This is a genomic window from Paraferrimonas haliotis (assembly GCF_002282895.1).
GTDB lineage: Bacteria > Pseudomonadota > Gammaproteobacteria > Enterobacterales > Shewanellaceae > Paraferrimonas > Paraferrimonas haliotis.
Window position 1 is genome coordinate 620,608 of the sequence record NZ_NRRB01000001.1, and the last position, 24,711, is coordinate 645,318.

Sequence of the window (24,711 nt, forward strand, 5' to 3'; positions counted from 1 at the left end):
TTGCATCATGTTAAAAACAGAGTTGCTCGAGACATTTGTCACAGTTTGCGAAACAGGTAACTTTTCTAAAGCGGCGGAGATCGTTTGTAGAAGCCAGTCGGCCTTAAGTTTGCAAATTAAAAAGCTAGAAGAGAACGTAGGGCAACAGCTGTTACTGCGGGATAACAAGGGCGTACAAATCACTCCAGCGGGGGAAACCTTGTTGGCCTATGCCAAACGCATGTTGGCGCTGTCAAATGAAGCGCTTGAAGATCTTAACGGCAACGTTAGCAGCAAAGAAATACGGTTAGGGGTACCCACAGACTACATTAACTGTTACCTAAACTCTAAATTGCTGGAATTCATTAAAAAGTTTACCGACATACAGTTGCACATAGACACAGATGTAAGCGGTAACCTGCTGAATCGTCTTAATAATGACGAGTTTGACGTGATTGTCGCCACGAACTGGCAAGTGCCGGAACACGGTGAGCTGCTGTTTGAACGACGCTTTGTTTGGGTTGCTGCCGCCCAATCGCAACTCCTAAACAAACCCGCTTACGACGTTGCTTTATACCCCGAAAACTGCCCAATTCGCGTGCAAGTATTTGCCAACCACAGCTTAACCTTGAAACCCATTAGCGTACTGCTCTCGTCGCCATCGCCAGTGGCATTGTGTATGGCCGTTGAAAATGATCTAGTGGTAGCCCCCATCGCTGAATTTCGGGTAACCAACAAGATGCAAATCTTGGATCCAGAACAACATCAACTGCCCAAGTTACCCATGTTTAATGAATCCATCTATTGCAACCCCAACAGCACCTCGCCAGAGCTCGAACAACTCATTCAACTGATTCGCTCCAGCAAAGAAGAACTCATCCAATGCCGCTAAGGCGGTATTGGAGAGGTGATAGGAACGAGCGCAAGGTGTATTGAGCCTCTTGAAAAACGCTGTGAATACATCCCTGTACGCTCGCAAATTCATCCCTGAATTTGATCGTTTTCTTAAGGCTCAATACACCTTGCGCTCATCAGCAATCACCGCTCTGGTAACACGCTGTGAATACATCCCTATACGCTCGCAAATTCATCCCTGATTTTGATCGTTTTCTTAAGCTTCGATCAACCTTGCGCTCTCCAACAGCTCACTTCTCGTAAACGAAAAAAGCCGGTACGTTAACTACCGGCTATGTGTGGCAAATAGTGCCCAAGGTTAAATCGCAGGATAGTTCCTATTAGTTATTTCTTGTGGTTTGGATACTCAAATGTATGGCAATCCGCGCACATAGGTTGTTTCTCTTGGTGCTCAGCGTGGCATTCTACACACGGAACTTCTTTGCCCCAGTGCAGGTTGTTGTGTGGGTTTTGCCACTCCTCTTCACCGTCACGGGCGGTTTTTTGTGCAAGCTTGTCGACGTTGTGACATTTTAAGCAAGATTCATCCGCAGGATAATCCGTTGGCGCATCTACGCCGTGGCACATTTTGCAATTGTCGCGCTTATACATGTTTTCGTGATAGCTGCGACCGTCTAAGGCACCTTGATCCACTAAGGTTGAGTTCGCCAAAGCGATGGCTGGACTTGCACCAAGTGCGAACGCCAGAGCAATACCTAATAATTTTTTCATGATTTTTTTCTCCTATCGATTCCAGGTTACGCTTTAAGGATGCTGCGAGATGCAGTCATGCCCATCACCATGCACTCGGGAATCGAGCAACTACCCAGACGGCTGACACCGTGAATACCACCGGTTACTTCGCCAGCAGCGTACAGTCCTTTGATCGGCTTGCCGCTGAAGCTATCCACCACTTCGGCTTTGGTGGTAATTTGCACACCACCTTGGCAGTAGTGAACTTTTGGCCATAAACGCACTACAGTAAACGGCGCTTTTAGGTACTTGCCCATGGCTTTATCCATTGGCTTGCCAAATTGCTTGTCGACGCCTGTTTTAACGTAACCGTTATATTCGTCGATTTGTTTCTCTAGCGCTTTCAATGGAATGTTGAAGTGCTTGGCCAACTCCTCTAGCGAGTCGAACTTCCAACCAACACCGTATTTCAGAACTTTTTTGGCGGTTGGGTGCTTTTTAGAGTGCTCATAACTGGTGATCATGATTGGAGGCATTGGGTTACCTTCATCATCACGGTTGGCCAGCTCTGCGTCAGCACGCGTCTTACGGTCGGCAATTTCGTTCATGAAGCGACGGCCAGACTTTAGGTTGACAGCAATAGAGTGTGGGAAGTTGAAAATGGAGTAGTTAGAAACGTAGCCAAATCCACCTTCGTCCGGAGATGCCCAAGGGCCTGATTGAATGTGGGCCATATGCACAGGAATTGCACCGAGGCGGAACATTTCGAACATGCCTTCGCCGGTGGCGCCTTTGGCGTTAGTACAACCTACTTCTGAGGTGAGGGTTGGGTCTTGAGCCATTCGCATCGCTACGTTTTGGGCAAAACCACCCGTCGCCATAATTACACCTTTAGCGACTTTGATGTTAACTACCTCACCGTTATTATCGCGGCCAAAGTAGTAGTTTTCACGAATTTTGATGCCCTCGACATCGCCATTGTCGTTGACCAAAAAGCCTTCGAACTTAGCGCGAGTATGAGTAGGAACACCTAACTTTTTAGTTTCTTTGTAAAGTGGTTGAGTAATACCGGCACCGCAACTCACGGTTGTTTGATAGGTACGGGCAACCGAATGTCCACCCAGCTGTTGTAGGTAGGGGTGATATTCGGCACCGGCATCTATGGTCATTTGCAAGGCTTCGTTGGCATGCTCAGCAACGTGACGTAATAAATCTTCATAAGCAATACCACGACCAGCGGCAACTTGGTCAGCGACCATAGTTTCTACGCTGTCCTTTAGCCCTTCTTTGCGTTGCATCGGCGTATCAGGAGCGGCAAAGAGACCGCCGTTAATGGCGGAGTTACCACCCACGACGGACATTTTCTCGAAAATCTCGACGTCCTTGGCGCCTAAACGCTTAGCCTCTACCGCGGCGGCAAGACCCGCGAAGCCTGAGCCAATAATGGCGATATCTACGCTGCGATGCCATTGAACGCCTTTGGAGTTGTTTGATAATGCTAATGCAGGAGTCGCAGCAGCGGCTAAACCAGCTGCTCCGAGTCCTTTGATGAAGTTACGACGCTTCATAAGATTGTTGTTTGTCATTGCTCTGACCTTTTAATTATTTAACTCCAGGTCAGCGTAACCTTGGAATCGGTTCCAAACTGCGAGCAAACAGTGAAACAGTGTGGATTATGACGGTTTGACAACGAAAGTGCAGGGTAAGTAGTGTTCTAGATTTGGAGTGCATTCCAAAATGATAGGTGTTAGCGTATTTTTGCTTTAAGTGCAGGCCAATGTCGTTTAAATTCAGTGAATGCAAAGCTGGGAACTGCCATTAACCCTTTAATTTGCAAAATTAAAATTGGCAGTTTGGTTACACACGCATTCAGTGCAATGGATGCACAAAATTCGGAGGCAACGGTGGCGTATGCTGCACCTAGTACTCCGTATTTTTGGATCAACCAATAATTCAACAAGAAATTGATAACCGCCGCTATTGCAGTTTTTATTAAACAGAATCGATACAATCCATGGACAATCAGCACGCGATAGCTTGCACTGCCAATCGCTGCAAAGATGGAACCAAATACATAGACTTGCAGAACTTGAGCCGACATTGCAAATTGTTCTCCAAAGATGAGATGGATGACCGGCTGACTAAGAGCGAATACCGTAAGCCCTACCACAAGGGCTACCAACCAAATGATACTAAAAAGGCGTTGTACTCTGTGATGGTGTTGGGGATGATTCTTGGTTTTTGATATACCCTTCATTAAAGTTAAGGTGATGGCGCCAGGCAAGAATAGCCAACCAATGGATATCAATAAGGCTGCTGAGTATATCCCTACAGCCTCAGTGCCAAGCATCTGACCCAGCATGATTTTGTCCATGGCGGTGTAGAGCAAAATCGATAGCGCCGCCAATGCCATAAACTTACCGCGACTGAGCAATACTTTAATGACTTTCCAGCGTATGTAGCTGGGTTTTAGTAGGTGAATGTGAGTGGCTTTCGGAAGTTTGAAAACCCACACCAGTATGGCTTGTAATAAATAGGCGGCGGCAAACCAAACCAAAGGCAGCAGCATGGCCACTGCCGCCAATTTAAATAACAGAGCTAACGAGCTCGCCTTAACCGTCGCCACTGAATTGATTTTAGAATCGTGATTAGCGTCGAAATATATCTGCAATACATCACAGGCTTTTACCATTACCGAAGCAACTATGAACAAACCTATCCAAATATTGGCATCCGAGTGACCCGAGTATAAAAGGTAGATGAGGCTGAGCAGTAACAGCAAAATTGAGACCACGACGCGCAGCACAAACGAGTTGGCGATGACATAGGCAGAACGCCGACGGGCTATGCAGTCGTATAAAATGGTATCGGAGCCTAAGTTAATCAAAGGCATAAGAAAACTGGCGATGGCTAGAGCATAAGCGATAACCCCATATTGCTCGGGGCCTAAATAGCGAGCCACAATGGCATTGGATATGATGCCCAATGCCATACTGATTATCCTGTCTAAATACAGCCAAGCAATATTAATCAGCGCTTTCATCGGATCCCTGAAATTTACTGGTCTAGTAGACTTTGTCTTTAGTATTCATACAGTAAAGTTCATAAACTGGGTTTGCGCCATTTTATTCGGGGTAATAAAAAAGGCGCCTAAAGGCGCCTTAGCATGACAACGATTGGTTTAGTGTTTAAACATCGCTGAAATGGATTCTTCATTGCTGACGCGACGGATGGCTTCAGCAAGCATTGTAGAAAGTGTCAATTGCGACACTTTACCAATAGACGCAATCTCTTGAGTCAATGGAATGGTGTCGGTAACAATCACTTCGTCAATAACCGATTCGCGAATGTTTTGCGGCGCATTACCCGAGAATACTGGGTGAGTTGCATAGGCGAACACGCGGTTAGCACCATGCTCTTTAAGCGCTTCCGCAGCCTTACATAGGGTACCGCCGGTATCAATCATGTCATCGACTATGATGCAATCGCGACCTTCAACGTCACCAATAATGTGCATCACTTGAGAAACGTTCGCTTTAGGACGACGTTTATCGATGATGGCAAGATCGGTATCGTGTAACAGCTTAGCCACTGCGCGGGCGCGAACAACGCCGCCAATGTCTGGCGAAACCACGACAGGGTTAGGCAATTCTTTTGCCAGCATGTCTTCAAGCAGCACTGGGCTTCCGAATACGTTATCAACCGGTACGTCGAAGAAGCCTTGAATTTGCTCAGCGTGCAAATCACAGGTCAACACTCTATCGACACCTACACTGGATAGGAAGTCAGCAACGACCTTAGCGGTAATTGGTACCCGAGCTGAGCGAACGCGACGATCTTGACGAGCGTAACCAAAGTAAGGAATTACCGCGGTAATACGGCCAGCAGAAGCACGACGCAGTGCATCCACCATGACGATCAACTCCATCAAGTTGTCGTTGGTTGGCGCACAAGTAGACTGAATAATAAATACATCAGCACCACGAACGTTTTCGTTGATCTGAACACTAATTTCACCGTCGCTAAAGCGACCTACGACGCAGTCGCCTAGTTTACAAAATAGGCGGTCGGCAATTTTTTGAGCAAGATCGGGAGTAGCGTTTCCAGCAAACAGCTTGATGTCAGGCACGGTATAAACCTCTGGCAGTGGTTAATAATGGCCAATCTAGATTGGCCTTGTAGAGTTTAGCTCGTCTTAGAGCATAATCGTTTACAACTTAGTCTTTTAAAACTTAGTTGTTTAAAACTTAGTTGTTTAAAACTTAGTTGTGTTTCACGTTTAATTGCCGCTTAAATGGAATTGTTCAAGACGCTCTAACAGCGGTGAACGATTACAACTTTTAGCAACAAACCCCGTCACTTGTTCGCTTTTGTTCGAGAAAGCGGCGAGGGCATCACATTCGTTTTCGAATGAGGCAAATAGGCATGCACCGGTGCCGGTCATTCGAGACGGCGCATATTTTACCAGCCAGTTTAAGGCCTTGGCAACTTGCGGATACAGATCGCAAACCAGTTGTTGGCAGTCATTGCGATGCAAGCCCCATTCTTCAGGGGTTGTAGATATTTTTGGTGTGTTTCGTGGTAAATCCGGGTGAGTAAATATTTCAGCGGTACTTACTTCTACGTTCGGGTGTATCACCATAAACCACGGCGTATCTAACTTAACCGTTTGTAATTGTTCGCCAACGCCCTCGGCAAAAGCGGCGTGACCACGAACAAACACCGGTACATCGGCTCCTAACTGTAAGCCTAACGAGGCCAGTTCATCGACGCTCAGATTGGTTTGCCAAAGCGCGTTCAAGGCGACCAGCACGGTGGCGGCATCACTGCTGCCGCCGCCTAAGCCGCCCCCCATGGGCAGTCGCTTGGTAAGCCAAATATCAGCACCAAGCTGGCCGTTACCTTGCGCTTGCAGTAATTTGGCCGCTCGTATTACTAAGTTATCGGCCTCGGCAACATTAGCCATAGGCGTTTGCAAGTGGATGTGGCTGTCGTTACGGACTCTAAAATCCAAACTGTCGCCAAATTCCAAAATTTGAAACAGGGTTTGCAACTCATGATAACCGTCGTCGCGGCGACCATTAATGTGCAGAAATAAATTCAATTTTGCCGGTGCTGGCCAATTACGGCTGATGCTAGAGTCGGTCATGGAGTTACCTTTCGGGGGCGAGAGCAAGCCATTGGTTGATTTGCAGCTTAATGGTGATTGAATCGCTTTTTACTTCAATTAGGCGCGGTATGGTGGCACCGGATTGCGATTGCCAACTGCGATAGTGAGCAGTCCATTGTTGATTCTCTACCTGACGAGTCATGGTTTTTGGTCGCCCTTCAGAATCGCTGTCGACAACCTTGTCTGCAGGGGTTGGTATGCCCTTAAGCCAACTGCTGAGCGCCTGTAAGGGCAGCGGCAGACCCGTGACCGAGGCGATGAGTTGCTCGGCGTTGCGGTCTTGGTAGGTGTTGCCATCGACGAGCAGTGTGGCGCCTTGTTTATCCGCGCTAAGCTGTAACACCGAAATACCCAGCACGGTATTTATAGTCAATCGCTGCTGTGGCGGTTGATGCAGCCAAAACACGGTGCCGCTGAATTTGCGCTCAGGCGTTACTACCCCGATTCGGCCATTTAATTGCCAATCATCTACCGTCTGACTGTCGCTTACTTGGTAAGTTTGAGGAGAAGAGGCACAGCCGCTGAGCCAAAAAAGCAGAAGTATAACTCCGCTAATTTTAGGAAATGTGAGCTTGGTCAACAGTGAAAATCCAATGGTTTATTATCGAGTGCCCATGATACGGGGAATCTTTCAAAAGTTGAACCTTTGTCAGGTTTTCATAAGTGATTGCTTTTTTTCGTTGGGTGCAGTGGTTAGAATTGACTCATATTTAGCTAAAATAACTTTGCTGAGAAACGAATGAGCCTTATAGCAATCGGTATTAACCACAAAACAGCGACAGTCGCCTTGCGCGAAAAGCTGGCCTTTGGGCCGGACAAAATCGCTGACGCGTTAAAAAGCTTGGCTAATCAGAGCAAAACCGGTGAAGCTGTCATTCTCTCTACGTGCAACCGTACAGAGCTTTACACCAATACCGCAGAAATGGAACAGCTGATAGATTGGTTGGAAAAATACCATGGTCTACCCCGTGCAGAGTTAGAACCATGTTTGTATCGCCACGAAGGCGTTGCCGCCGTTCAGCATTTAATGCGTGTATCCTGCGGTTTAGACTCTTTAGTGTTAGGCGAGCCTCAGATCCTTGGTCAAATCAAACAAGCTTTTGGTACTGCTAAAGATGCGGGTACTTTGGGCGCGACCATCGACAAGCTCTTCCAACGTACTTTCTCTGTTGCGAAAAAAGTGCGTACCGAGACAGAAATTGGCTCTTCAGCGGTATCGGTTGCCTTTGCTGCGGTTAGCATGGCGAAGCAAATCTTTTCTTCGTTAGCCAGCACCAATGTATTGCTTGTTGGAGCCGGTGAGACCGTTGAGTTGGTGGCTCGTCACTTAAAAGAGCAAGGCGTAACCCAAGTCGTGGTTGCGAACCGTACAGTCTCTCGTGCCGAATCCGTGGCTAAAGAGTTTGACGCCAAAGCGGTAACACTCGAAGCCATTCCAGAGCATCTTCCTAATGCCGACATTGTTATTTCTTCAACCGCCAGCCCGTTGCCTATTTTGGGCAAAGGCATGGTAGAGAATGCGTTGAAACAACGTCGTCATCGTCCAATGCTATTGGTTGACATCGCGGTTCCCCGTGACATTGAAGCCGAAGTTGCAGACATCGATGAAGCCTATCTCTACACAGTTGATGACCTGCAAAGCATCGTTGAGCAAAACATTGCCTCTCGCCAAGAAGCAGCGGAGCAAGCCGAAGCGATTGCCAAAGATCAAGCACAACAGTTTATGGCTTGGTTAAAGCAGCTAGAATCCGTGGATCACATTCGCGAATATCGTTCTAACAGCATGGCCATTAAGGATGAATTGCTAGAAAGAGCAACAAAACGTCTTCAACAGGGTGCCGATGCGGACAAAGTTCTAGTAGAATTAGCCAACAAGCTCACTAATCGATTGATTCATTCACCTACGCAGGCGCTTACCGAAGCCTCTCGTGGTGGTGATCTTGAAGCGCTCAGACAGTTACGTCTGACGTTAGGAATCGATAAAGACTAAAGGTTAAGCATTCCAATGAAGGAATCTGTATTACGCAAGCTTGAAGGCTTGCACGAGCGCTATGAAGAAGTTCAAGCGCTCCTTGGCGATCCTGATGTAATCGGCGATCAAGAAAAATTCCGTGCACTCTCCAAAGAATACGCTCAGCTCGAAGACGTGGTAAAAGCTTATTTAAGCTACCTGCAAGGGCAAGAGGATCTTGAAACCGCCATGGAAATGCTCAACGAAGACGATCCCGAACTTAAAGAAATGGCTCAAGAAGAGCTTAAAGAGACCAAAGCCAACCTGGCCGCTCTCGAAGACGAGCTGCAAATATTACTGTTGCCCAAAGATCCCAACGACGACAACAACTGTTTTGTCGAAATTCGTGCTGGCGCCGGTGGCGATGAGGCGGCTATTTTCGCCGGAGACTTATTCCGTTTATACAGTCGTTATGCCGAAGCGCAAAGCTGGCGCGTTGAACTGATGAGTGCCAACGAAGGTGAGCATGGCGGCTTTAAAGAAGTCATTGCCAAAATCAGCGGTGAAGGCGTTTATGGCGTCATGAAGTTCGAATCCGGTGGCCATCGAGTGCAACGGGTTCCTGAAACGGAATCTCAAGGTCGGGTGCATACCTCGGCCTGTACGGTGGCTGTGATGCCGGAAGTGCCTGAAGCAGAAGCCATAGAAATTAATCCGTCGGATCTAAAAATTGACACCTTCCGTGCATCCGGTGCCGGTGGTCAACACGTCAACAAAACCGATTCCGCGATCCGCATTACTCACTTACCAACCGGTACCGTGGTGGAATGTCAGGACGAACGCTCACAGCACAAGAACAAAGCCAAAGCCATGGCAGTGTTGTCTGCTCGTATTCAAGCGGCCGAAGATGAAAAACGTCGCCTTGAAGAAGAGTCGACCCGTCGAAACTTGGTGGGCAGTGGCGATCGCTCTGAGCGCATTCGTACCTACAACTATCCACAAGGTCGGGTGAGTGACCATCGAATTAATTTGACCTTATACCGGTTGAACGAAGTGATGGAAGGCGACTTAGGCGCCCTCATTCAACCCATTCAAAACGAGCATCAAGCAGACTTGCTGGCCGCATTGGCTGATGACCAAAGCTAGCACAGTTACAGTAGCCCAAGCCATTGCTTGGGCTACCTCGTTATTGCCCCACAGCGACAGTGCTCAACTGGACGCTCAAGTGCTACTTTTGCACGTGTTGCAAAAGCCTCGAAGCTTTCTATACAGCTGGCCCGATGCCAAGCTCACAGACGCACAATCTCAGCAATTCAAGCAGTTATTGCAACAACGCATTGAAGGCCACCCCGTGGCACACCTCATCGGCGAGCGTGAATTTTGGTCGCTGCCGTTGACGGTGTCAGCCGATACGTTAATTCCTAGGCCGGATACAGAAGCTGTGGTTGAAGCGTGTTTGGGGTTAGCGCTGCCACTGGCGGCGAGAGTGCTTGACTTAGGAACCGGGTCGGGCGCGATTGCGCTGGCGTTGGCTCACGAACAACCGAACTGGTCAGTAACGGCAATCGATGCAAGCGAGCGGGCTTTGCACGTAGCTAAGAACAATGCCCGCAGGCTGGGACTGGAGCGAGTTGAGTTTCTTCAAGGCAGTTGGTTTGAGCCACTGTCAGAGCATGCGAGTTTCGACTTAATTGTTTCTAATCCTCCGTATATCGATGAGCAAGATCCACACTTACAACAAGGTGATGTCCGCTTTGAACCCTTGTCAGCATTAGTGGCCAACGATTCCGGTTACGCTGATTTGTTTGAAATTGCCGAAACTGCCCCCATATATATGAAGGACGGAGGTTGGCTTGTGTTAGAGCATGGTTACCAACAAGCACAGGTTTGTTGCGAAAAACTGCGACAAATCGGTTATCAACAGGTTAGTTTTGGTCGAGATTTAGCAGGTCAGCCGCGATTTACACTGGGTTATTGGCCAGCGCCAACAGCTAAGGTATGATGATCGTTTTACTTTCTTGCCAGCTTTGGCGAACAAGGACCTGTTATGCATCAACTTGCGGTTTACTACACAGAACTTAAGCACTTCCACACCATGCTCGTAGCCATCAGCGTGTTATTTTTTATCACTCGCTTTTATTGGCATATGACTAAATCTCCCATCATGGGGCAGAAATGGGTGAAAATATCGCCTCACGTGATTGACACCTTTTTGTTGTTAAGCGGATTGGTCATTGCTCTGGCGATTGGTTTTACGCCGTCAAATAGCCCATGGTTAACCGAAAAGCTAATTGCAGTGGTGGCCTATATTGTGCTGGCGGTTATCGCGATTAAAGCGGACAGAAAACCTTGGTTTAAAATCACCGCTGCAGTGGGTGCCATTGCTTGGGTGCTATACGCAGCTAAAGTGGCGATGACCAAACAAGCAATGATGCTTGGATAAAAGATAAGAGTTAGGAAGTTAAATAAGATATGCAGTTAACGTGGTGTTTCGATACCGATCTAGAAGAGCCTAGCGCCTTACTCGAATTGGGTGAGACGTTAGGGCTCAGTCAAATAAAGACCAGCCAATGGCGACTTTTGGAATTGAAAGGTGCCGTGCTCAGTCAGTATTTGATTGATCATCAGCAACGCTTGGCGGCGTTGTTGGAGTGGTTTTATCAAACCCAAGGTTTTGCCGCTGCCGAAAAAGGCTATTTCAGTGCGGCCAGCGCCGACATTGGTCGTGTGCTCACAACACGAGAAGGCAATGCCACCGCGTTAGCTGTCATTCTTAAAATACTGGCCAAACAGTTAAATTTAACACTGGATATTTTGATGTTGCCAGGCAATTGCGTGCTTCGTTTCGAGCACAATGGCCAGTGTCATTACTTGAACCCGCTCGATGGACAACCCCTTACGTTGCATCAAATGCACAGCCTAATTAGAGGGGAATTAGGTAATCACGCCCAGTTAGAAGAGCATTATTTGCGGGGGGCGACCAACGAGATCATCAGTAAGCGCCTGATCAATGAAATCAAAGCCGGTTTTGTGGTGGAAGGTAAGTTTGAGTTGGCCTTACATTGCTGTAATTTGCTGATGAGCCGTTATCCTGAACAACTGCAATATGTGCGCGAACGTGCCTTTATGGAGCAACAACTGGGTTGCCATAAAGCCGCCGCAGTGGATTTGCAAACCTTTATGGATAAAAGCCCTAAAGATGAAGCGTTAGCAGAATTGTTGCGCATGCAAATTAAAGAACTGCAACAAGCACAAGCAATCTACCATTAGCCTAAGTCATTTAATAATAAGGAAGTAATATGGCTGTAGCCGTAACGGATGTGGCGCAAAGCAGTGCCTTAATCAGCAACGATGCCACCGTGCTTGGGCTGTTGGCTCTTATGCTTGGGGCGGTATTTTACACTCATCAAAGTAGCCATCCTTTTTGGCAAAAGTTTTATAAATTCGTCCCGGCATTGCTGCTTTGCTATTTTTTACCCTCGCTCCTCAATACCTTCAACATTGTTGATGGCAACGCCTCTAACCTTTATTACGTTTCTTCTCGTTATTTATTGCCGGCGTGTTTAGTCTTGTTGACCTTGAGTGTCGACCTTAAAGCCATTATGGGGTTGGGCTCGAAAGCGGTCATCATGTTTTTAACCGGTACCCTAGGTATTGTTATTGGTGGGCCGATTGCTTTGCTCACCTTATCCGCCATCGCTCCGGAGCTACTCGGTGGGAATGGTCCCGATGCGGTGTGGCGAGGCATGACCACTTTAGCTGGGAGTTGGATTGGCGGCGGCGCCAACCAAGCGGCGATGAAAGAAATCTATGAGGTAGGCGGTAGTATATTCTCGGTGATGGTTACCGTGGACGTTATCGTCGCCAATATCTGGGTTGCAGTACTGCTGTTTTTAGCCTCCAGAGCTAAACAGATAGATGCCGCTACTGGTGCGGATACCAGCGCCATCGAACGCCTTAAAGAAAAGGTAGAATCTTATCAGGCTAAGCACGCTCGAATCCCCACATTAGCCGACATTATGTTGATTTGCGCGGTGGGTTTCGGGGTGACCGGTTTTGCCCATTTATGCGCAGATTTTCTGGGTCCGTTTTTCGCGACAAACTACCCACAAACCGCTCAATACAGTTTAACCTCCAAGTTTTTCTGGTTGGTGGTAATTGTGACCACCATTGGTATTGCGCTGTCATTCACCAAAATGCGTAAGCTAGAGGCCGCCGGTGCCTCGAAAGTGGGTACCGCCTTTTTGTATATTCTAGTGGCCAGCATAGGTCTGCATATGGACGTCACTCAAATCATTGACGCACCGCTGTTCTTCCTTGTGGGTTTGGTTTGGATGCTGGTTCATGCTGGGCTCATGTTGTTGGTGGCTAAGCTCATCAAGGCGCCACTCTTTTATATGGCGGTAGGTAGCCAAGCTAATGTTGGTGGTGCTGCATCGGCACCAGTGGTGGCTTCGGCATTCCATCCGGCCTTGGCCCCTGTGGGTGTGTTGTTAGCCGTTTTAGGCTATGGTTTAGGAACTTACATGGCGTGGCTGTGTGGGCAATTATTACAAATCGTAAATCCGTAAGAGAAAAGTTATGACTCAAAAAACCATTAATGTCAGTGGTATTGAAGTAAACAATGACAAGCCGTTTGTCTTGTTTGGTGGTATGAACGTACTTGAATCTCGCGATTTGGCGCTGAAAATAGCCGAACACTATGTCGAGGTTACTTCGAAGCTGGGTATTCCTTACGTGTTCAAGGCGTCATTCGACAAAGCTAACCGCTCGTCAGTAGCTTCTTATCGTGGTCCTGGTTTAGAGGAAGGATTGAAGATTTTTGAAGCCATTAAACGCGAGTTTTATGTGCCCATCATTACCGATGTACACGAACCCCATCAAGCGGCTCCGGTTGCAGAGGTAGTGGATGTGATTCAGTTACCGGCATTCCTTGCTCGGCAAACAGACTTAGTGGTGGCAATGGCGAAAACCGATGCGGTTATTAACGTCAAAAAGCCTCAGTTTTTGGCGCCACACGAGATGCGGCACATCATTAACAAATTCAACGAGGCGGGCAACGATAAGGTCATGCTTTGTGAGCGTGGCAGTTGTTTTGGCTACAACAACTTAGTGGTGGACATGTTGGGCATGGACGAAATGAAGCGTTCCGGTTACCCAGTGATCTTTGATGCCACACACGCACTGCAACGTCCTGGCGGTCGAGAAGACTCTGCCGGTGGTCGTCGTCAGCAAGCCACTGAGCTTGCCAGAAGCGGTATGGCACTTGGCTTAGGTGGACTATTTATTGAAGCTCATCCTAATCCAAACGAAGCCAAGTGTGATGGCCCGTGTGCCTTACCTTTAGACAAGCTTGAACCTTATCTTGCGCAAATGAAAGCGGTTGACGATTTAGTGAAAGGGTTTACGCCACTGATCATCGACTAAGCTCGATTGTTTAAATTGTGAAGCCGAATCGAGCGCCTGCGCCCAAGGTTCGGCTTTTTTATTGCCAATTGTTTTTTTGATATGACATACTCCGGATTAGAAAAACTAATCAAACCAGCGAAAGGGTTGTTATGTCTCGGCGTCTACCTCCACTTAATGCCGTTAAAGCGTTTGAAGCGGCGGCTCGTCATTTAAGTTTTACCAGAGCCGCTGAAGAGCTGTTCGTCACTCAAGCGGCGGTCAGCCATCAAATCAAAGGATTAGAAGACTACCTCGGGCTCAAATTATTTCGCCGCAAAAATCGAGCCTTGCTGTTGACCGAAGAAGGCCAAGCCTACTTTCTTGATATCAAAGATTTGTTTAGCCAATTGTCGGATGCCACTGAGCGCTTGCTTGCTCGAGGGGCGATTGGGGCTTTGACCGTAGCCATGCCACCAAGCTTTGCCATTCAGTGGCTGGTGCCTCGACTGGCTAAGTTTTCGGAATCTCATCCTGACATCGACGTGCGCATTAAGGCGGTGGATGCTGACGATGGCTCATTGAGCGATGATGTGGACGTCGCTATTTATTACGGACGAGGTAAATGGCCTGGCGTGTTTCAAGAGAAACTGCGAAATGAGGTCATGATTCCGGTGTGCTCTCCGTTGTTGCTAAACGGTCCGAAACCGTTGAAGACACCCGAGGACTTACGCCATCATACGCTCCTGCACGATCTCAGCCGTAACGATTGGCGAGCTTGGTTTCAACAACTAGGTCTTAAAGATATTAACGTTAACCAAGGTCCAATTTTTAGCCATTCGTCTTTGGTTTTGCAGGCAGCAGCTCACGGTCAGGGTGTTGCGCTGGGTTACAGCGTATTGGCGCAACCTGAAATCAGTGCGGGACGCTTAGTGATGCCGTTTAACGAAGTATTATTAAGTCGCAACGCTTACTACCTCGTTTGCGAAGAGTCGCAAGCAGAGCTGGGCAAGATCGCCGCATTTAGAGAGTGGATGATCAGCATGTTTAACGAAGAGGCGAGCCTTGAGCGACTACCCTTGCAACAGTGAACACTACCTAGCGCAGGGCCAAGCGATTGCACAAGTGTTGTTGTGTCACGGGGCGGGTGCTGGAAAGTCTCATACCACTATGGTGGCCATAGCACAGAGTTTGCAACAACAAGGCTTTGATGTCATCAGCTACAATTTTGAATACATGGTGACCATAGAACAAACTGGGCGTCGACGCCCGCCACCAAAATTGCCGCTGTTGGTGGCGGAGTTGGCTAAGATTATTGACGCTTTGCCCACCGGCTTGCCTTTGCTGCTGGCGGGTAAATCTATGGGGGCCCGCGTGGCCATCAGTCAGCTAAGTGAAACGGCATTGAACGCTTTGTCACACCAACCCATAGCGGCATTGGCATACGGTTACCCGTTTTTGCCGCCTCGCTCAAAACAAGCGCCGAGATTAACGCCCTTGCAACAGGCGATTCGGCCTGTGCTTGTGCATCAAGGCGAGCGCGATGGGTTTGGCAATCGTGCCAGCGTGGCTCAATGGGATCTGGCAACCACTCAATTACATTGGTTGAACAGTGCCGATCACGACTTAACCCCGCTTAAGCGCAGTGGCTACACCCAGCAGTCTTTGCTGGAAGAGGCGGCTTTGCGAACGAAACAATTTCTTATCGATACACTTAAAGAGCGTTGTAAACCATGAAATACATTCTAATACTGGCATCCATTCTAGGAGCGTTCGCCGTCGCTCTCGGCGCTTATGGCTCTCACGGCTTAACCCGCATTGCACCAGAGCATTTGGTGACTCTGTTTAATCTGGGGGTGCAGTATCAATTTTATCACTGCTTTGCTTTGTTGGGCTGTGGCTTGTTGTGGCCGTTTGCCCACCACAAGTTATTGGTGGCCAGCAGTTTAAGCTTTGTGCTGGGTATGGCAGGATTTAGCGGTACCTTATACGTGTATGCCATTACCTCTGTTAAACCGTTTGGGTTGATAACTCCTATAGGCGGCAGCTTACTGATACTGGGCTGGATACTGATGTGTGTTGCGATTATTGTGGGCAATCGAGAGGAGCGCTCACTATGAATCAACTGCTGTTATTGTGCCGCCCAGGTTATGAAAAAGAGTGCGCTGCTGAAATTCAAGATCAAGCCAGCGATAGACAAATATTTGGTTTCGTTCAAACCAAAGCTCAACAAGGCTACGTGACCTATCAATGTTACCAAGCCGAAGAAGCGGATCGGCTGGCAAAAGAACTGCCTTTATCTGGGCTGATATTTGCCCGGCAGATGATGGTAACCGGCCCCTTGCTTGAGCAACTGCCCGAGCAAGACCGAATCTCTCCTATCGTTGAGGCGCTGTCGAGCATTCAAAAGGCAGGCGAGCTAAGAGTCGAAACACCAGACAATGATGACGCCAAACAGTTATCCAAGTTTTGTCGAAAATTCACGGTGCCGTTGCGACAAGCGCTCAAGAAAAGCGGTCAACTACTTCATAAAGAAAACCCCAAACGGCCGGTCATTCACGTATTGTTCGTTGCTTCTGGACAAGCGTTTGTGGGCTATTCCTACACATCTAATAACTCGCCTTATCCTATGGGCATTTTACGATTGCGCCAACCCTCGGATGCGCCTAGCCGTTCCAGTCTAAAACTGGAAGAGGCGTTTCAAGTGTTTATTCCACAAGATGAGCACGATACCCGTCTAACCAGCGGCTTAAACGGTGTTGATTTAGGGGCTTGCCCAGGCGGGTGGACCTATCAGTTGGTGCGCAGAGGCATGATGGTGGCGGCGGTTGATCATGGCAGTATGGCACAAACCCTAATGGAGACCGGCCAAGTTAAACACTACGCCGAAGACGGCTTTCGTTTCGAACCGCCGCGCAAGAACATTTATTGGCTCGTGTGCGATATGGTGGATAAACCGGCTCGGGTGGCTCAATTGATAGAAGAGTGGGCGTTATCGGGCTGGTTTATTGAAGCCATTTTCAATCTAAAATTGCCCATGAAAGCGCGCTATAAAGAAGTCACACAAGTTTTAGAAACCATGGATGCGGTGTTCAAGGAGCAGGGCTTTAGCGGCTATCAAATTCAGTGTAAACATCTTTACCATGATCGCGATGAAGTAACCGTGCACCTTGATTTACGGGCAATGAAGCGCAAATAGAGCATAAAAAAGGCCAAAGCAAACTGCTTTGGCCTTTATCGTTTGCCTTAGGGTAGGCTCGATTACAAGCGTTCTAATACGGCTTGGGTAAAGTCGGTGGTACCGTGGCTGCCGCCAAGATCGCGAGTGGTGCGATCGCCTTCAGCAATAACTTGCTGAATGGCACTGCGGATGGCTTCGGCTTTGTCGCTCATGCCCAAATATTCCAGCATTTGAATGGATGCTAGTATCACTGAGGTTGGGTTGGCCAAGTTCTTACCGGCGATATCAGGAGCACTGCCATGAACCGCTTCGAAAATGGCGGCTTCTTTACCAATGTTAGCGCCCGGGGCCATGCCTAGGCCGCCGACAAGGCCGGCACACAAATCTGAGAGAATGTCGCCGAATAGGTTGGTGGTTACGATGACATCGAATTGCTCAGGGTTCATCACAAGCTTCATGCAAGTCGCATCAACAATCATCTCATCGGATTCGATGTCAGGGTAGCGTTTGGCGATTTCACGCGCGACTTCAAGGAATAACCCTGAAGTTGATTTCATGATGTTGGCTTTATGAACTGCGGTCACCTTCTTGCGACCTTCTTTGCGGGCCAATTCGTAGGCGAAAGTAACGATTCGCTCAGCACCTTCACGCGTAATAACACTCATGGCTTCAGCGGCGCTGCCGTCTTCAGAGACCTTTTGTCCAACACCAGAGTACATACCTTCGGTATTTTCACGAATGGTAATAATATCAATGTTCTCATAGCGAGCTTGTGTGCCAGCAAACGACAATACTGGGCGCACATTGGCGTATAAGTTAAAGCGTTTACGTAAGGTCACATTGATTGACGTAAAACCACCGCCAACAGGCGTGGTCAGCGGGCCTTTTAAGGTCACTTGATTTTTTTCAATCAAATCTAAAGTATTTTGAGGAAGCAATTCGCCGTGCTTTTCAAGAGCGGTTAACCCGGCATCTGCGAATTCGTATTCGAAATCGCAGCCAACTTTATCTAAAATTTGTAAGGCAGAATCAATAATGCTTGGGCCAATGCCGTCACCAGGGATAACGGTAATTTTGCGAGTTCCCATCAGAGTTCCTTAGTTTGTAGGCGCTAATGCGCTGATGTGCTTATTGCCCGCTTTGTTTGCACGGGCTTTTATTAGGTGCGTTATTGTAACTGTGTTGAAGCAATTTTTGTAGTTTTTAGTGACCTTGGTCATATTTTTGCTTAAAGCTATGATTAATCCATGTAAACTCTGTAAAGATTAGCCACCAACCAACGCCTATGTTGGTGAAATAATAATTAAATAGATAAGGGGATAGCTGTGAATCCTAAGCAGAAAGCTCGACTGGTATTTGGCGCTGCTGCGCTGCTGTTTACCAGTACAGCTGCGGCTCAAGCCAAGCTGACGTTGGAAGACGTCATGGTCTTCGAAACCATTCAAAACATGCAAGTGTCAGCAAACGGCGAGGTCATCGCCTATACCGCGCAACCGGACAGAGGCGATGGTCGCGGAATTGTTGCCGCTAATGGCGCGCAAGTGTCGGTTAAGCGAGGCACCAAGGCGGTTATCAGTGACAACAGTCAGTTTGTGTTATTTGAGCAAGGCCCAAGCTTACTCGATTACGAGAAAGCGTCGCCTAAAGAGCGTAAAAGCTTAGACAGCAACCGCGTGTTGGTGAATGTAGCCAGTGGCAAACAAACGGCTTTTAACAAGGTTGAAAAGGCGCAATTCAATCGCAGTTCATCGGCGTTAGCTCTGCATTTGAAAGCCGATAAAAAAGACGAAAAAGCGCAACAATCCGAGCTGGATAAAGCGGATCTTGGGCAACCACTGCAATTGCTGAATCTAAGCAACAATGCCCAGCAAACCTACGCCAATGTCACCTCATTTCAATTGGCCGAAAAAGCCAATTTCGCCATTGTTGCCATGAACGATGCCGCGGCTAAAAAACACCAAGTAGTGGTGATCAATCTCGATAACTTTAGTCAGCAGGTTCTGGCAAGCTTTTCTGATCAGCAAATCGGTCAGGTGGCAATATCCGACAACGCTTTATGGACCGCTTTTACCTATGGTGAGTTAAGTCAACCTAGGGCATTGCGCCAACACCAGTTGGAAGTCAGAAAGAGTGATGGCTCCCAAGATAAGAAATTTGAAGGTTTAACCCAGTGGAAATATTCGGTTAACTCTCAATTACAATTTAGCAGCGATGAACAACGCTTATTCGTAGGTCGCAGCAAAGTGTTTAGCGAAGCGCCGGTTCGAGCAAAGATTGATAAGGCCGATGATCTCACCGATACCGATGTGCTGCTCAAGCAACGGGACCTTATTGTTTGGCATGGCGACGATCCGCGCATCAAGCCCAATGAAGCCAAGCAATACAGCAAAAAACAGGCGAAGACCTATTGGGCGGTATTGCATTTAGAGCCGATGAAAATTGTGCAACTGGCGGATGAGAGTTTACCAGAGGTTGAGGTAACCGATAACGCTCAATGGCTGCTTGCTAGCTCTAATGTTCCTTATCTAAAAATGATGACCTGGGCCGGCGCTTACCAAGACTTCTATTTGGTTAATGTGCAAACCGGTGAACGCACCTTAATCGTGCCGCAACAGTCTGTTTATCAGCCCCCTAAGCTTTCTCCTAACGCCAACTTCGCGGTGTACTATGTGCAAGGTGATTGGTTTGCTCTGGATCTGAATAATGGTCGTAAGCGCAACTTGACCACCGACCTTAACAGCGTCTTTGCTAACGAAGATCATGACTACCCAAGCTCGGCACCTGGTTATGGTTTGGGTCCTTGGTTAGAAGATGGCTCTAAAGTGCTTATTTACGACAAGTATGACGTGTGGCAATTCGATTTAATTAACGCTCAGGCGACAAAGTTAACCGATGGCCGCGACGCTAAAATCAGTTATCGAGTGGTGGCCGCCAAAGAAGATGACTTTGAGCAAAGTGTGTATCAAGACCCTCAACAATTATTGCTAAAAGGCTTTAATTACGACGATAAGACCGATAGCTTCTATCAATTTAGCGAGCAGGCAAACAGTTTCGCTAAAGTTGACACCGGCGCGTATAAAATTGACAAAGTAATCCGTGCTAAGGATGTTGATACGGTTTTATTTACCAAAGAGAACTATCAAACCTTTCCTGATTACTTTTTAGCAAGCAAGGGTAATATTGCTCAAGCGACTAAGGTGACGGATCTGGGCAAGCAAACCGCCAAGTTCGCTTGGGGCAGTCCGCAGCTTGTGCGCTGGATGAACGGTGATGGCCGCGAATTGGACGGCGCCTTATTTTTACCGCCGGGTTACAAAAAAGGCGATAAAGTACCGGTCATGGTGTATTACTACCGTTTCATGAGCCAGCGTCTGACCGAGTTTCCTAAGATGTTCGTTAACCACAGACCTAACTTTGCCTGGTATAACGCCAATGGTTACGCGGTGTTCTTGCCGGACATTCGATTTGAAGTGGGGTATCCGGGGCAAAGCGCAGTAGACTCATTAGTGAGCGGCGTGCAAAAGATCATTGAAATGGGCATTGCTGATCCGGATAAAATCGGTGTCCATGGACACAGTTGGTCTGGCTATCAAACCGCCTTTGCTGTGACTCAAACCCACATCTTTAAAGCGGCTGTTAGCGGTGCCCCGGTCTCTAATATGACCTCGGCCTATTCAGGCATTCGCCATGGCACCGGACTTGCCAGACAGTTCCAATATGAAGCGGGGCAAAGCCGCATTGGTCCAACGCTATACAAGCAACCCTTTAAATATTGGGAAAATTCGCCGATTGCCCATGTAGAGCGCATTAAAACACCGATGCTGATCATGTTCGGTGACGTTGATGATGCGGTGCCATGGGAGCAAGGTATTGAGCTGTACATGGCGATGCGTCGTACTGGCAAAGATGTGATTATGCTGCAATATCAAGATGAGCCGCATCACCTTAAAAAGTATCCCAATAAAGTGGATTACAGCATTCGCATGAAGCAATACTTCGATCACTACTTATTAGGTAAGCCGGCACCCGAATGGATGACCAACGGCGAAGCCTTTTACCAATATCGTAAGGATTAATCATGTCGAGCAAAGTTTATTGCATAGCCCAATTTCAACCGAAACCAGGTCGCGAAGCAGAACTGTTTAAGGTATTGCAATCATTGGAGCCGAATACGTTACGGGAAGATGGCTGTCTGCAGTACACGGTGACGCGAAAGCTCGAGTCGCCCTTTGCTGATGGCGAGTCCATGCCCATTGTGTTTAACGAGATTTGGGTCAATATGCAAGCCTTTGAAGCCCACTGCCAACGCCGAGAAATCCAAGCATTTTTCGAACAGCACTGTAAAAGTGAAAGCGGGGCTGCAGCTAAGTGGAATGTGTGCGTATACACGGATGAGCCGCAGGACTACGATGCGCCTAAACTGAGCTAGTCTCGGCAGTTAAAAGCCATTTAAAAAAGCATAAAGCCGGCACTTCACAGGTGCCGGCTTTTTTGTGTTACCAAGGCAAAGGTTGGCCGTCGTAGTTTATAAACGCGCCTGTTGTGCTTAAGTCTAAACGGGTAATCTGCTGGATCATTTCGTTTACCGACTGCTCTGTGGTTATCCAAGCGTTAGGGCCGCCCATATCGGTTTGCACCCAACCGGGGTGCAAAATGGCCACGGCGATATCATCGTCTTTCAGATCCTGCGCCAACGATAAGCCAATGGCATTCAAAGCGGCTTTCGACGCTCGATAGGTGTAAGCGCCGCCAGAGGTATTGTCGCCCATTGAGCCCATTTTAGAGCTAATAATGGCGATTTTTCCTTGTCGAAGTACCAAGCTGGGAAGTAGGGTTTGCACCATCATCAGTGGCGCTATGGTGTTGACTTGCAAGACCTCTGCCATGTCACTGGCTTCCACGTCGCCAAGCACCACGCCTTTAGGGCCATAAACGCCGGCATTGTTAATGAATACATCGATGCCAACCCCTTGCATGGTTTGCTTAAGCCCTTGCAGGTGTTGCTCATTGCAGACGTCCAGTTCGAACAGTTGCATGTGTTTTGGGTAGGCATCCAGCAACTGTTGGCATTCCATAGCGTTACTGGCGTTGCGGCAGGTGCCAATAACTTGCCACCCTTGAGCCAAATACTGTCGGCAAAATTCTAAGCCAATCCCCCGGTTTACGCCGGTAATAAAAACGGTTTTCATGACATGTCCTTTACTCTGAAGTCACTCAGTCGCAACTGAAATTGATTGTTGGTTTTTAATTTAGCCAGCTGATAGCTAATGCGAGCGGCTTCTTTATCGTTCGCCAGTTTATTGCGTTGTGCCGTAGGCAATTCGTCAAGGTGCTGATAGATGGCTTTAACCGAACCATAGCGTTGTAACAGCCCCACCGCGGTTTTGCTGCCAATGCCTTTTACGCCTGGAATCTTATTGCCGCTGTCTCCCGCTAATGCCCACAACTGGGTAAGTTGATTACTGGCTAACTCGAAACGCAGTAGTACCGTATCTTCGTCGATTGGCTTTTGATTGAAATGGTCCCATAGGCGAACGCCGCTGCCCAACAACTGACAAAAGCCTTTATCGGTAGAGACAATGGTGGCCATGACGTTATTGTTTAGAATCTTAAGGGCAATACTGGCAATGGCATCATCCGCTTCTTGGTCGGCGGTTATTGAACGATAGCCGTGTTGCTCACAATGGGTTATCAGTGCTGTTAGGTTATCCGATAAGCTCGCTGGCATGGGTGAGCGGCCCGCTTTATAGTTTGGATAAAGCTGCTTTCGCCACGAGTTTCTATCGCCATCCCAAACGAGCATCAGGTGGCTGGCTTTGAGCCCCCTCTGCAGCTTTAATAGGTTGCGCTGAACCCGATTGCAAAAGTGCTCTGGTGGCTCTTCCGGTAAGGCCGCATGCATCCGCCTAACTAAATTGAGGGCATCGACAATTACTAAGTGTGGTTGACCCATTAAGCGTTCACTCGATAACAGGGGGAGTAATCACTGCCGGGCAGCTTCATGCGTTGTTGCGCAACAAATGCCGCGAGTAAGGCGTCCATGTGTTTCATAATCTCGCCATCACCATGAAGCTCAAACGGCCCGTGCTGCTTAATCAGGCGTATGGTTTCACTTTTGACATTGCCCGCAACAATGCCACTGAATACTCGCCGTAAGTTCGCCGCAAGTTCGGCTTTGTCCAGCGACTTATCAAGCACCAGTTGCTTCATGTTGTCGTGATCGGGCTGAAAAGGCTGTTGAAACTCATTGTCGATTTTAAGACTCCAATTAAACTGATACGAGTCGCCAATAGCCTTTCGATGTTGACGCACATTGTCGATGCCTTGCTGCATTTGTCGAGCCACTTCTTTTGGATCGTCGATAATGATCTGATACAGGTTTTTAATGCTGTCACCAAGGGTTGCGCAAATGAAGGCATCAATTTCTTCGAAGTAAGCTCGGCTTTGCTCTGGCCCGGTGAGTATCAACGGCAAGGGCAGTCCTCGATTTTCAGGGTGAAGCTTGATGCCCAATAGATACAAAAATTCTTCGGCAGTGCCTACACCGCCGGGGAAAATAATGACACCGTGACCAAGACGAACAAACCCTTCCAAGCGTTTTTCAATGTCCGGCATAATGATGAGTTCATTGACGATTTGATTCGGCGGCTCAGCGGCAATGATGGAGGGTTCAGTGAGTCCTACAAACCGCGAGCCACTCATGCGTTGTTTGGCGTGTCCGATGGCAGCGCCTTTCATCGGTCCTTTCATAGCACCTGGACCGCAACCGGTACAAATGTCCATGCCACGCAAACCAAGTTGATAACCCACTTCCTTAGTGTATTTGTACTCAGTATCGTTAATGCTGTGACCGCCCCAACACACCACCAGGTTTGGGTCTTGGTTGCGTTTCAGTTGGCGAGCGTTGCGCAAAATATCAAACACTTCGTTGGTTAAGTGCAGAGAATCTTTGGGTAAGTCGCGATATTTATCAGCGACAAACAAAATGTCTCTCAATACCGCAAACAAATGCTCCTGAATGCCTTTCATGATGGTGCCGTCGACAAAGGCTTCTTTGGGCGGGTTAATAAGCTCAAGTTGAATGCCACGCTCTCGCCGAATCAGTCGAATGTCAAAATCTTGATAGCGAGCAAATAAATCGTCGGCGTCGTCGCTGTTAATGCCGGAGGCAAGTACCGCCAATGAGCAGCGACGATAGAGCTGGTATAAATGACTTTGTGAGTTGAGCTTAAGACTTTCTATTTCTATTTGGGAAAGCTGGTCCATACTTCCCCGGGGACTAATGGTAACAATCATAAGCGCTTCCAATTTGCAGCGGGATTACCCAAGAATCTCCATGTTAGTCGATTTGTGCACGCTTGCAAACTTGCTATACTTGCGCCTCAACAAGTGTCCGAAATTAAAACAAAAAAAAGGATTTGGGCTTTGAAAATCTCAAGTTATTTGTGCACGCTATCA

Annotated in this window: 24 protein-coding genes; 14 read left to right on the forward strand and 10 right to left on the reverse strand. The window is 48.0% G+C overall.

Going from position 1 to position 24,711, the window contains the following annotated elements:
* Nucleotides 1-7 precede the first annotated feature (7 nt).
* Nucleotides 8-871, forward strand: coding sequence for a LysR family transcriptional regulator (locus CLC91_RS02915; RefSeq protein ID WP_095497594.1), 864 nt, complete (start codon nucleotides 8-10; stop codon nucleotides 869-871).
* Between the two features lie 347 nt (nucleotides 872-1,218).
* On the opposite strand, the gene CLC91_RS02920 is transcribed toward CLC91_RS02915, so the two are convergent.
* The 6 genes from CLC91_RS02920 to lolB all read right to left on the reverse strand — a co-directional run bounded on the left by CLC91_RS02920 (nucleotide 1,219) and on the right by lolB (nucleotide 7,316).
* The gene (locus tag CLC91_RS02920; protein WP_233132558.1) at nucleotides 1,219-1,605 is read right to left on the reverse strand and encodes a cytochrome c3 family protein; all 387 of its coding nucleotides are present in this window, start codon (nucleotides 1,603-1,605) and stop codon (nucleotides 1,219-1,221) included.
* 26 nt (nucleotides 1,606-1,631) lie between these two features.
* Nucleotides 1,632-3,152 (reverse strand): flavocytochrome c, encoded by a 1,521-nt coding sequence (locus CLC91_RS02925; protein WP_095497445.1) that lies wholly within the window; start codon nucleotides 3,150-3,152, stop codon nucleotides 1,632-1,634.
* Between the two features lie 161 nt (nucleotides 3,153-3,313).
* Nucleotides 3,314-4,609 (reverse strand): flippase, encoded by a 1,296-nt coding sequence (locus CLC91_RS02930; RefSeq protein WP_095499966.1) that lies wholly within the window; start codon nucleotides 4,607-4,609, stop codon nucleotides 3,314-3,316.
* A 138-nt stretch (nucleotides 4,610-4,747) separates the two neighbouring features.
* Nucleotides 4,748-5,695, reverse strand: a complete 948-nt coding sequence (locus CLC91_RS02935) for a ribose-phosphate pyrophosphokinase (protein WP_095497447.1) — start codon at nucleotides 5,693-5,695, stop codon at nucleotides 4,748-4,750.
* Nucleotides 5,696-5,845: 150 nt separating this feature from the next.
* Nucleotides 5,846-6,715 (reverse strand): 4-(cytidine 5'-diphospho)-2-C-methyl-D-erythritol kinase, encoded by an 870-nt coding sequence (gene ispE, locus CLC91_RS02940; RefSeq protein WP_095497448.1) that lies wholly within the window; start codon nucleotides 6,713-6,715, stop codon nucleotides 5,846-5,848.
* A 4-nt stretch (nucleotides 6,716-6,719) separates the two neighbouring features.
* Nucleotides 6,720-7,316 carry a lipoprotein insertase outer membrane protein LolB gene (lolB, locus tag CLC91_RS02945; RefSeq protein ID WP_158220682.1) on the reverse strand — a complete coding sequence of 199 codons (597 nt, stop codon included), beginning with the start codon at nucleotides 7,314-7,316 and terminating at the stop codon, nucleotides 6,720-6,722.
* Between the two features lie 159 nt (nucleotides 7,317-7,475).
* Between lolB and hemA the strand changes: the two genes are divergently transcribed.
* The 11 genes from hemA (at nucleotide 7,476) to rlmM (ending at nucleotide 17,271) form a co-directional block, all read left to right on the forward strand.
* Nucleotides 7,476-8,726 (forward strand): glutamyl-tRNA reductase, encoded by a 1,251-nt coding sequence (hemA, locus tag CLC91_RS02950; RefSeq protein WP_095497450.1) that lies wholly within the window; start codon nucleotides 7,476-7,478, stop codon nucleotides 8,724-8,726.
* A gap of 15 nt (nucleotides 8,727-8,741) precedes the next feature.
* Nucleotides 8,742-9,833 carry a peptide chain release factor 1 gene (gene prfA / locus CLC91_RS02955; RefSeq protein WP_095497451.1) on the forward strand — a complete coding sequence of 364 codons (1,092 nt, stop codon included), beginning with the start codon at nucleotides 8,742-8,744 and terminating at the stop codon, nucleotides 9,831-9,833.
* Nucleotides 9,820-10,689, forward strand: coding sequence for a peptide chain release factor N(5)-glutamine methyltransferase (prmC, locus tag CLC91_RS02960; protein ID WP_095497452.1), 870 nt, complete (start codon nucleotides 9,820-9,822; stop codon nucleotides 10,687-10,689). Before prfA ends, prmC begins: the two co-directional genes overlap by 14 nt.
* A 45-nt stretch (nucleotides 10,690-10,734) precedes the next feature.
* Nucleotides 10,735-11,130 (forward strand): SirB2 family protein, encoded by a 396-nt coding sequence (locus CLC91_RS02965; protein ID WP_095497453.1) that lies wholly within the window; start codon nucleotides 10,735-10,737, stop codon nucleotides 11,128-11,130.
* A 29-nt stretch (nucleotides 11,131-11,159) separates the two neighbouring features.
* The gene (locus CLC91_RS02970; protein WP_095497454.1) at nucleotides 11,160-11,957 is read left to right on the forward strand and encodes a transglutaminase family protein; all 798 of its coding nucleotides are present in this window, start codon (nucleotides 11,160-11,162) and stop codon (nucleotides 11,955-11,957) included.
* A 29-nt stretch (nucleotides 11,958-11,986) separates the two neighbouring features.
* On the forward strand, nucleotides 11,987-13,258 hold the full coding sequence (locus CLC91_RS02975) for a DUF819 family protein (RefSeq protein WP_095497455.1): 1,272 nt from the start codon (nucleotides 11,987-11,989) through the stop codon (nucleotides 13,256-13,258).
* A 10-nt stretch (nucleotides 13,259-13,268) separates the two neighbouring features.
* A complete protein-coding gene (gene kdsA / locus CLC91_RS02980; protein WP_095499967.1) occupies nucleotides 13,269-14,114 on the forward strand; it encodes a 3-deoxy-8-phosphooctulonate synthase in 846 nt (281 codons plus the stop codon).
* Between the two features lie 131 nt (nucleotides 14,115-14,245).
* The gene (locus CLC91_RS02985) at nucleotides 14,246-15,163 is read left to right on the forward strand and encodes a transcriptional regulator GcvA (protein WP_095497457.1); all 918 of its coding nucleotides are present in this window, start codon (nucleotides 14,246-14,248) and stop codon (nucleotides 15,161-15,163) included.
* Nucleotides 15,138-15,809 carry an alpha/beta family hydrolase gene (locus tag CLC91_RS02990; RefSeq protein ID WP_095497458.1) on the forward strand — a complete coding sequence of 224 codons (672 nt, stop codon included), beginning with the start codon at nucleotides 15,138-15,140 and terminating at the stop codon, nucleotides 15,807-15,809. Before CLC91_RS02985 ends, CLC91_RS02990 begins: the two co-directional genes overlap by 26 nt.
* Nucleotides 15,806-16,192, forward strand: a complete 387-nt coding sequence (locus CLC91_RS02995; protein ID WP_095497459.1) for a DUF423 domain-containing protein — start codon at nucleotides 15,806-15,808, stop codon at nucleotides 16,190-16,192. The genes CLC91_RS02990 and CLC91_RS02995 overlap by 4 nt, the downstream gene beginning before the upstream one ends.
* Entirely contained in the window at nucleotides 16,189-17,271 is a 1,083-nt protein-coding gene (gene rlmM / locus CLC91_RS03000; RefSeq protein WP_095499968.1) for a 23S rRNA (cytidine(2498)-2'-O)-methyltransferase RlmM, read from the forward strand. Before CLC91_RS02995 ends, rlmM begins: the two co-directional genes overlap by 4 nt.
* Nucleotides 17,272-17,333: 62 nt before the next feature.
* Here the strand turns inward: rlmM and CLC91_RS03005 are convergent, their stop codons facing one another.
* Nucleotides 17,334-18,341 carry an isocitrate dehydrogenase gene (locus CLC91_RS03005; RefSeq protein ID WP_095497461.1) on the reverse strand — a complete coding sequence of 336 codons (1,008 nt, stop codon included), beginning with the start codon at nucleotides 18,339-18,341 and terminating at the stop codon, nucleotides 17,334-17,336.
* Between the two features lie 237 nt (nucleotides 18,342-18,578).
* On the opposite strand from CLC91_RS03005, the gene CLC91_RS03010 reads away from it, so the two are divergent.
* Nucleotides 18,579-21,329, forward strand: coding sequence for a S9 family peptidase (locus tag CLC91_RS03010; RefSeq protein WP_233132559.1), 2,751 nt, complete (start codon nucleotides 18,579-18,581; stop codon nucleotides 21,327-21,329).
* A gap of 2 nt (nucleotides 21,330-21,331) precedes the next feature.
* Complete coding sequence (locus tag CLC91_RS03015) at nucleotides 21,332-21,682, forward strand: putative quinol monooxygenase (protein WP_095497462.1); 351 nt, start codon at nucleotides 21,332-21,334, stop codon at nucleotides 21,680-21,682.
* A gap of 67 nt (nucleotides 21,683-21,749) precedes the next feature.
* Here the strand turns inward: CLC91_RS03015 and CLC91_RS03020 are convergent, their stop codons facing one another.
* The 3 genes from CLC91_RS03020 to ppnN are packed head-to-tail and all read right to left on the reverse strand — an operon-like array spanning nucleotide 21,750 to nucleotide 24,549.
* A complete protein-coding gene (locus CLC91_RS03020) occupies nucleotides 21,750-22,442 on the reverse strand; it encodes an SDR family oxidoreductase (RefSeq protein WP_095499969.1) in 693 nt (230 codons plus the stop codon).
* The gene (xni, locus tag CLC91_RS03025) at nucleotides 22,439-23,206 is read right to left on the reverse strand and encodes a flap endonuclease Xni (RefSeq protein ID WP_095499970.1); all 768 of its coding nucleotides are present in this window, start codon (nucleotides 23,204-23,206) and stop codon (nucleotides 22,439-22,441) included. Before xni ends, CLC91_RS03020 begins: the two co-directional genes overlap by 4 nt.
* A complete protein-coding gene (ppnN, locus tag CLC91_RS03030; protein WP_095497465.1) occupies nucleotides 23,206-24,549 on the reverse strand; it encodes a nucleotide 5'-monophosphate nucleosidase PpnN in 1,344 nt (447 codons plus the stop codon). Before ppnN ends, xni begins: the two co-directional genes overlap by 1 nt.
* Nucleotides 24,550-24,711 lie beyond the last annotated feature (162 nt).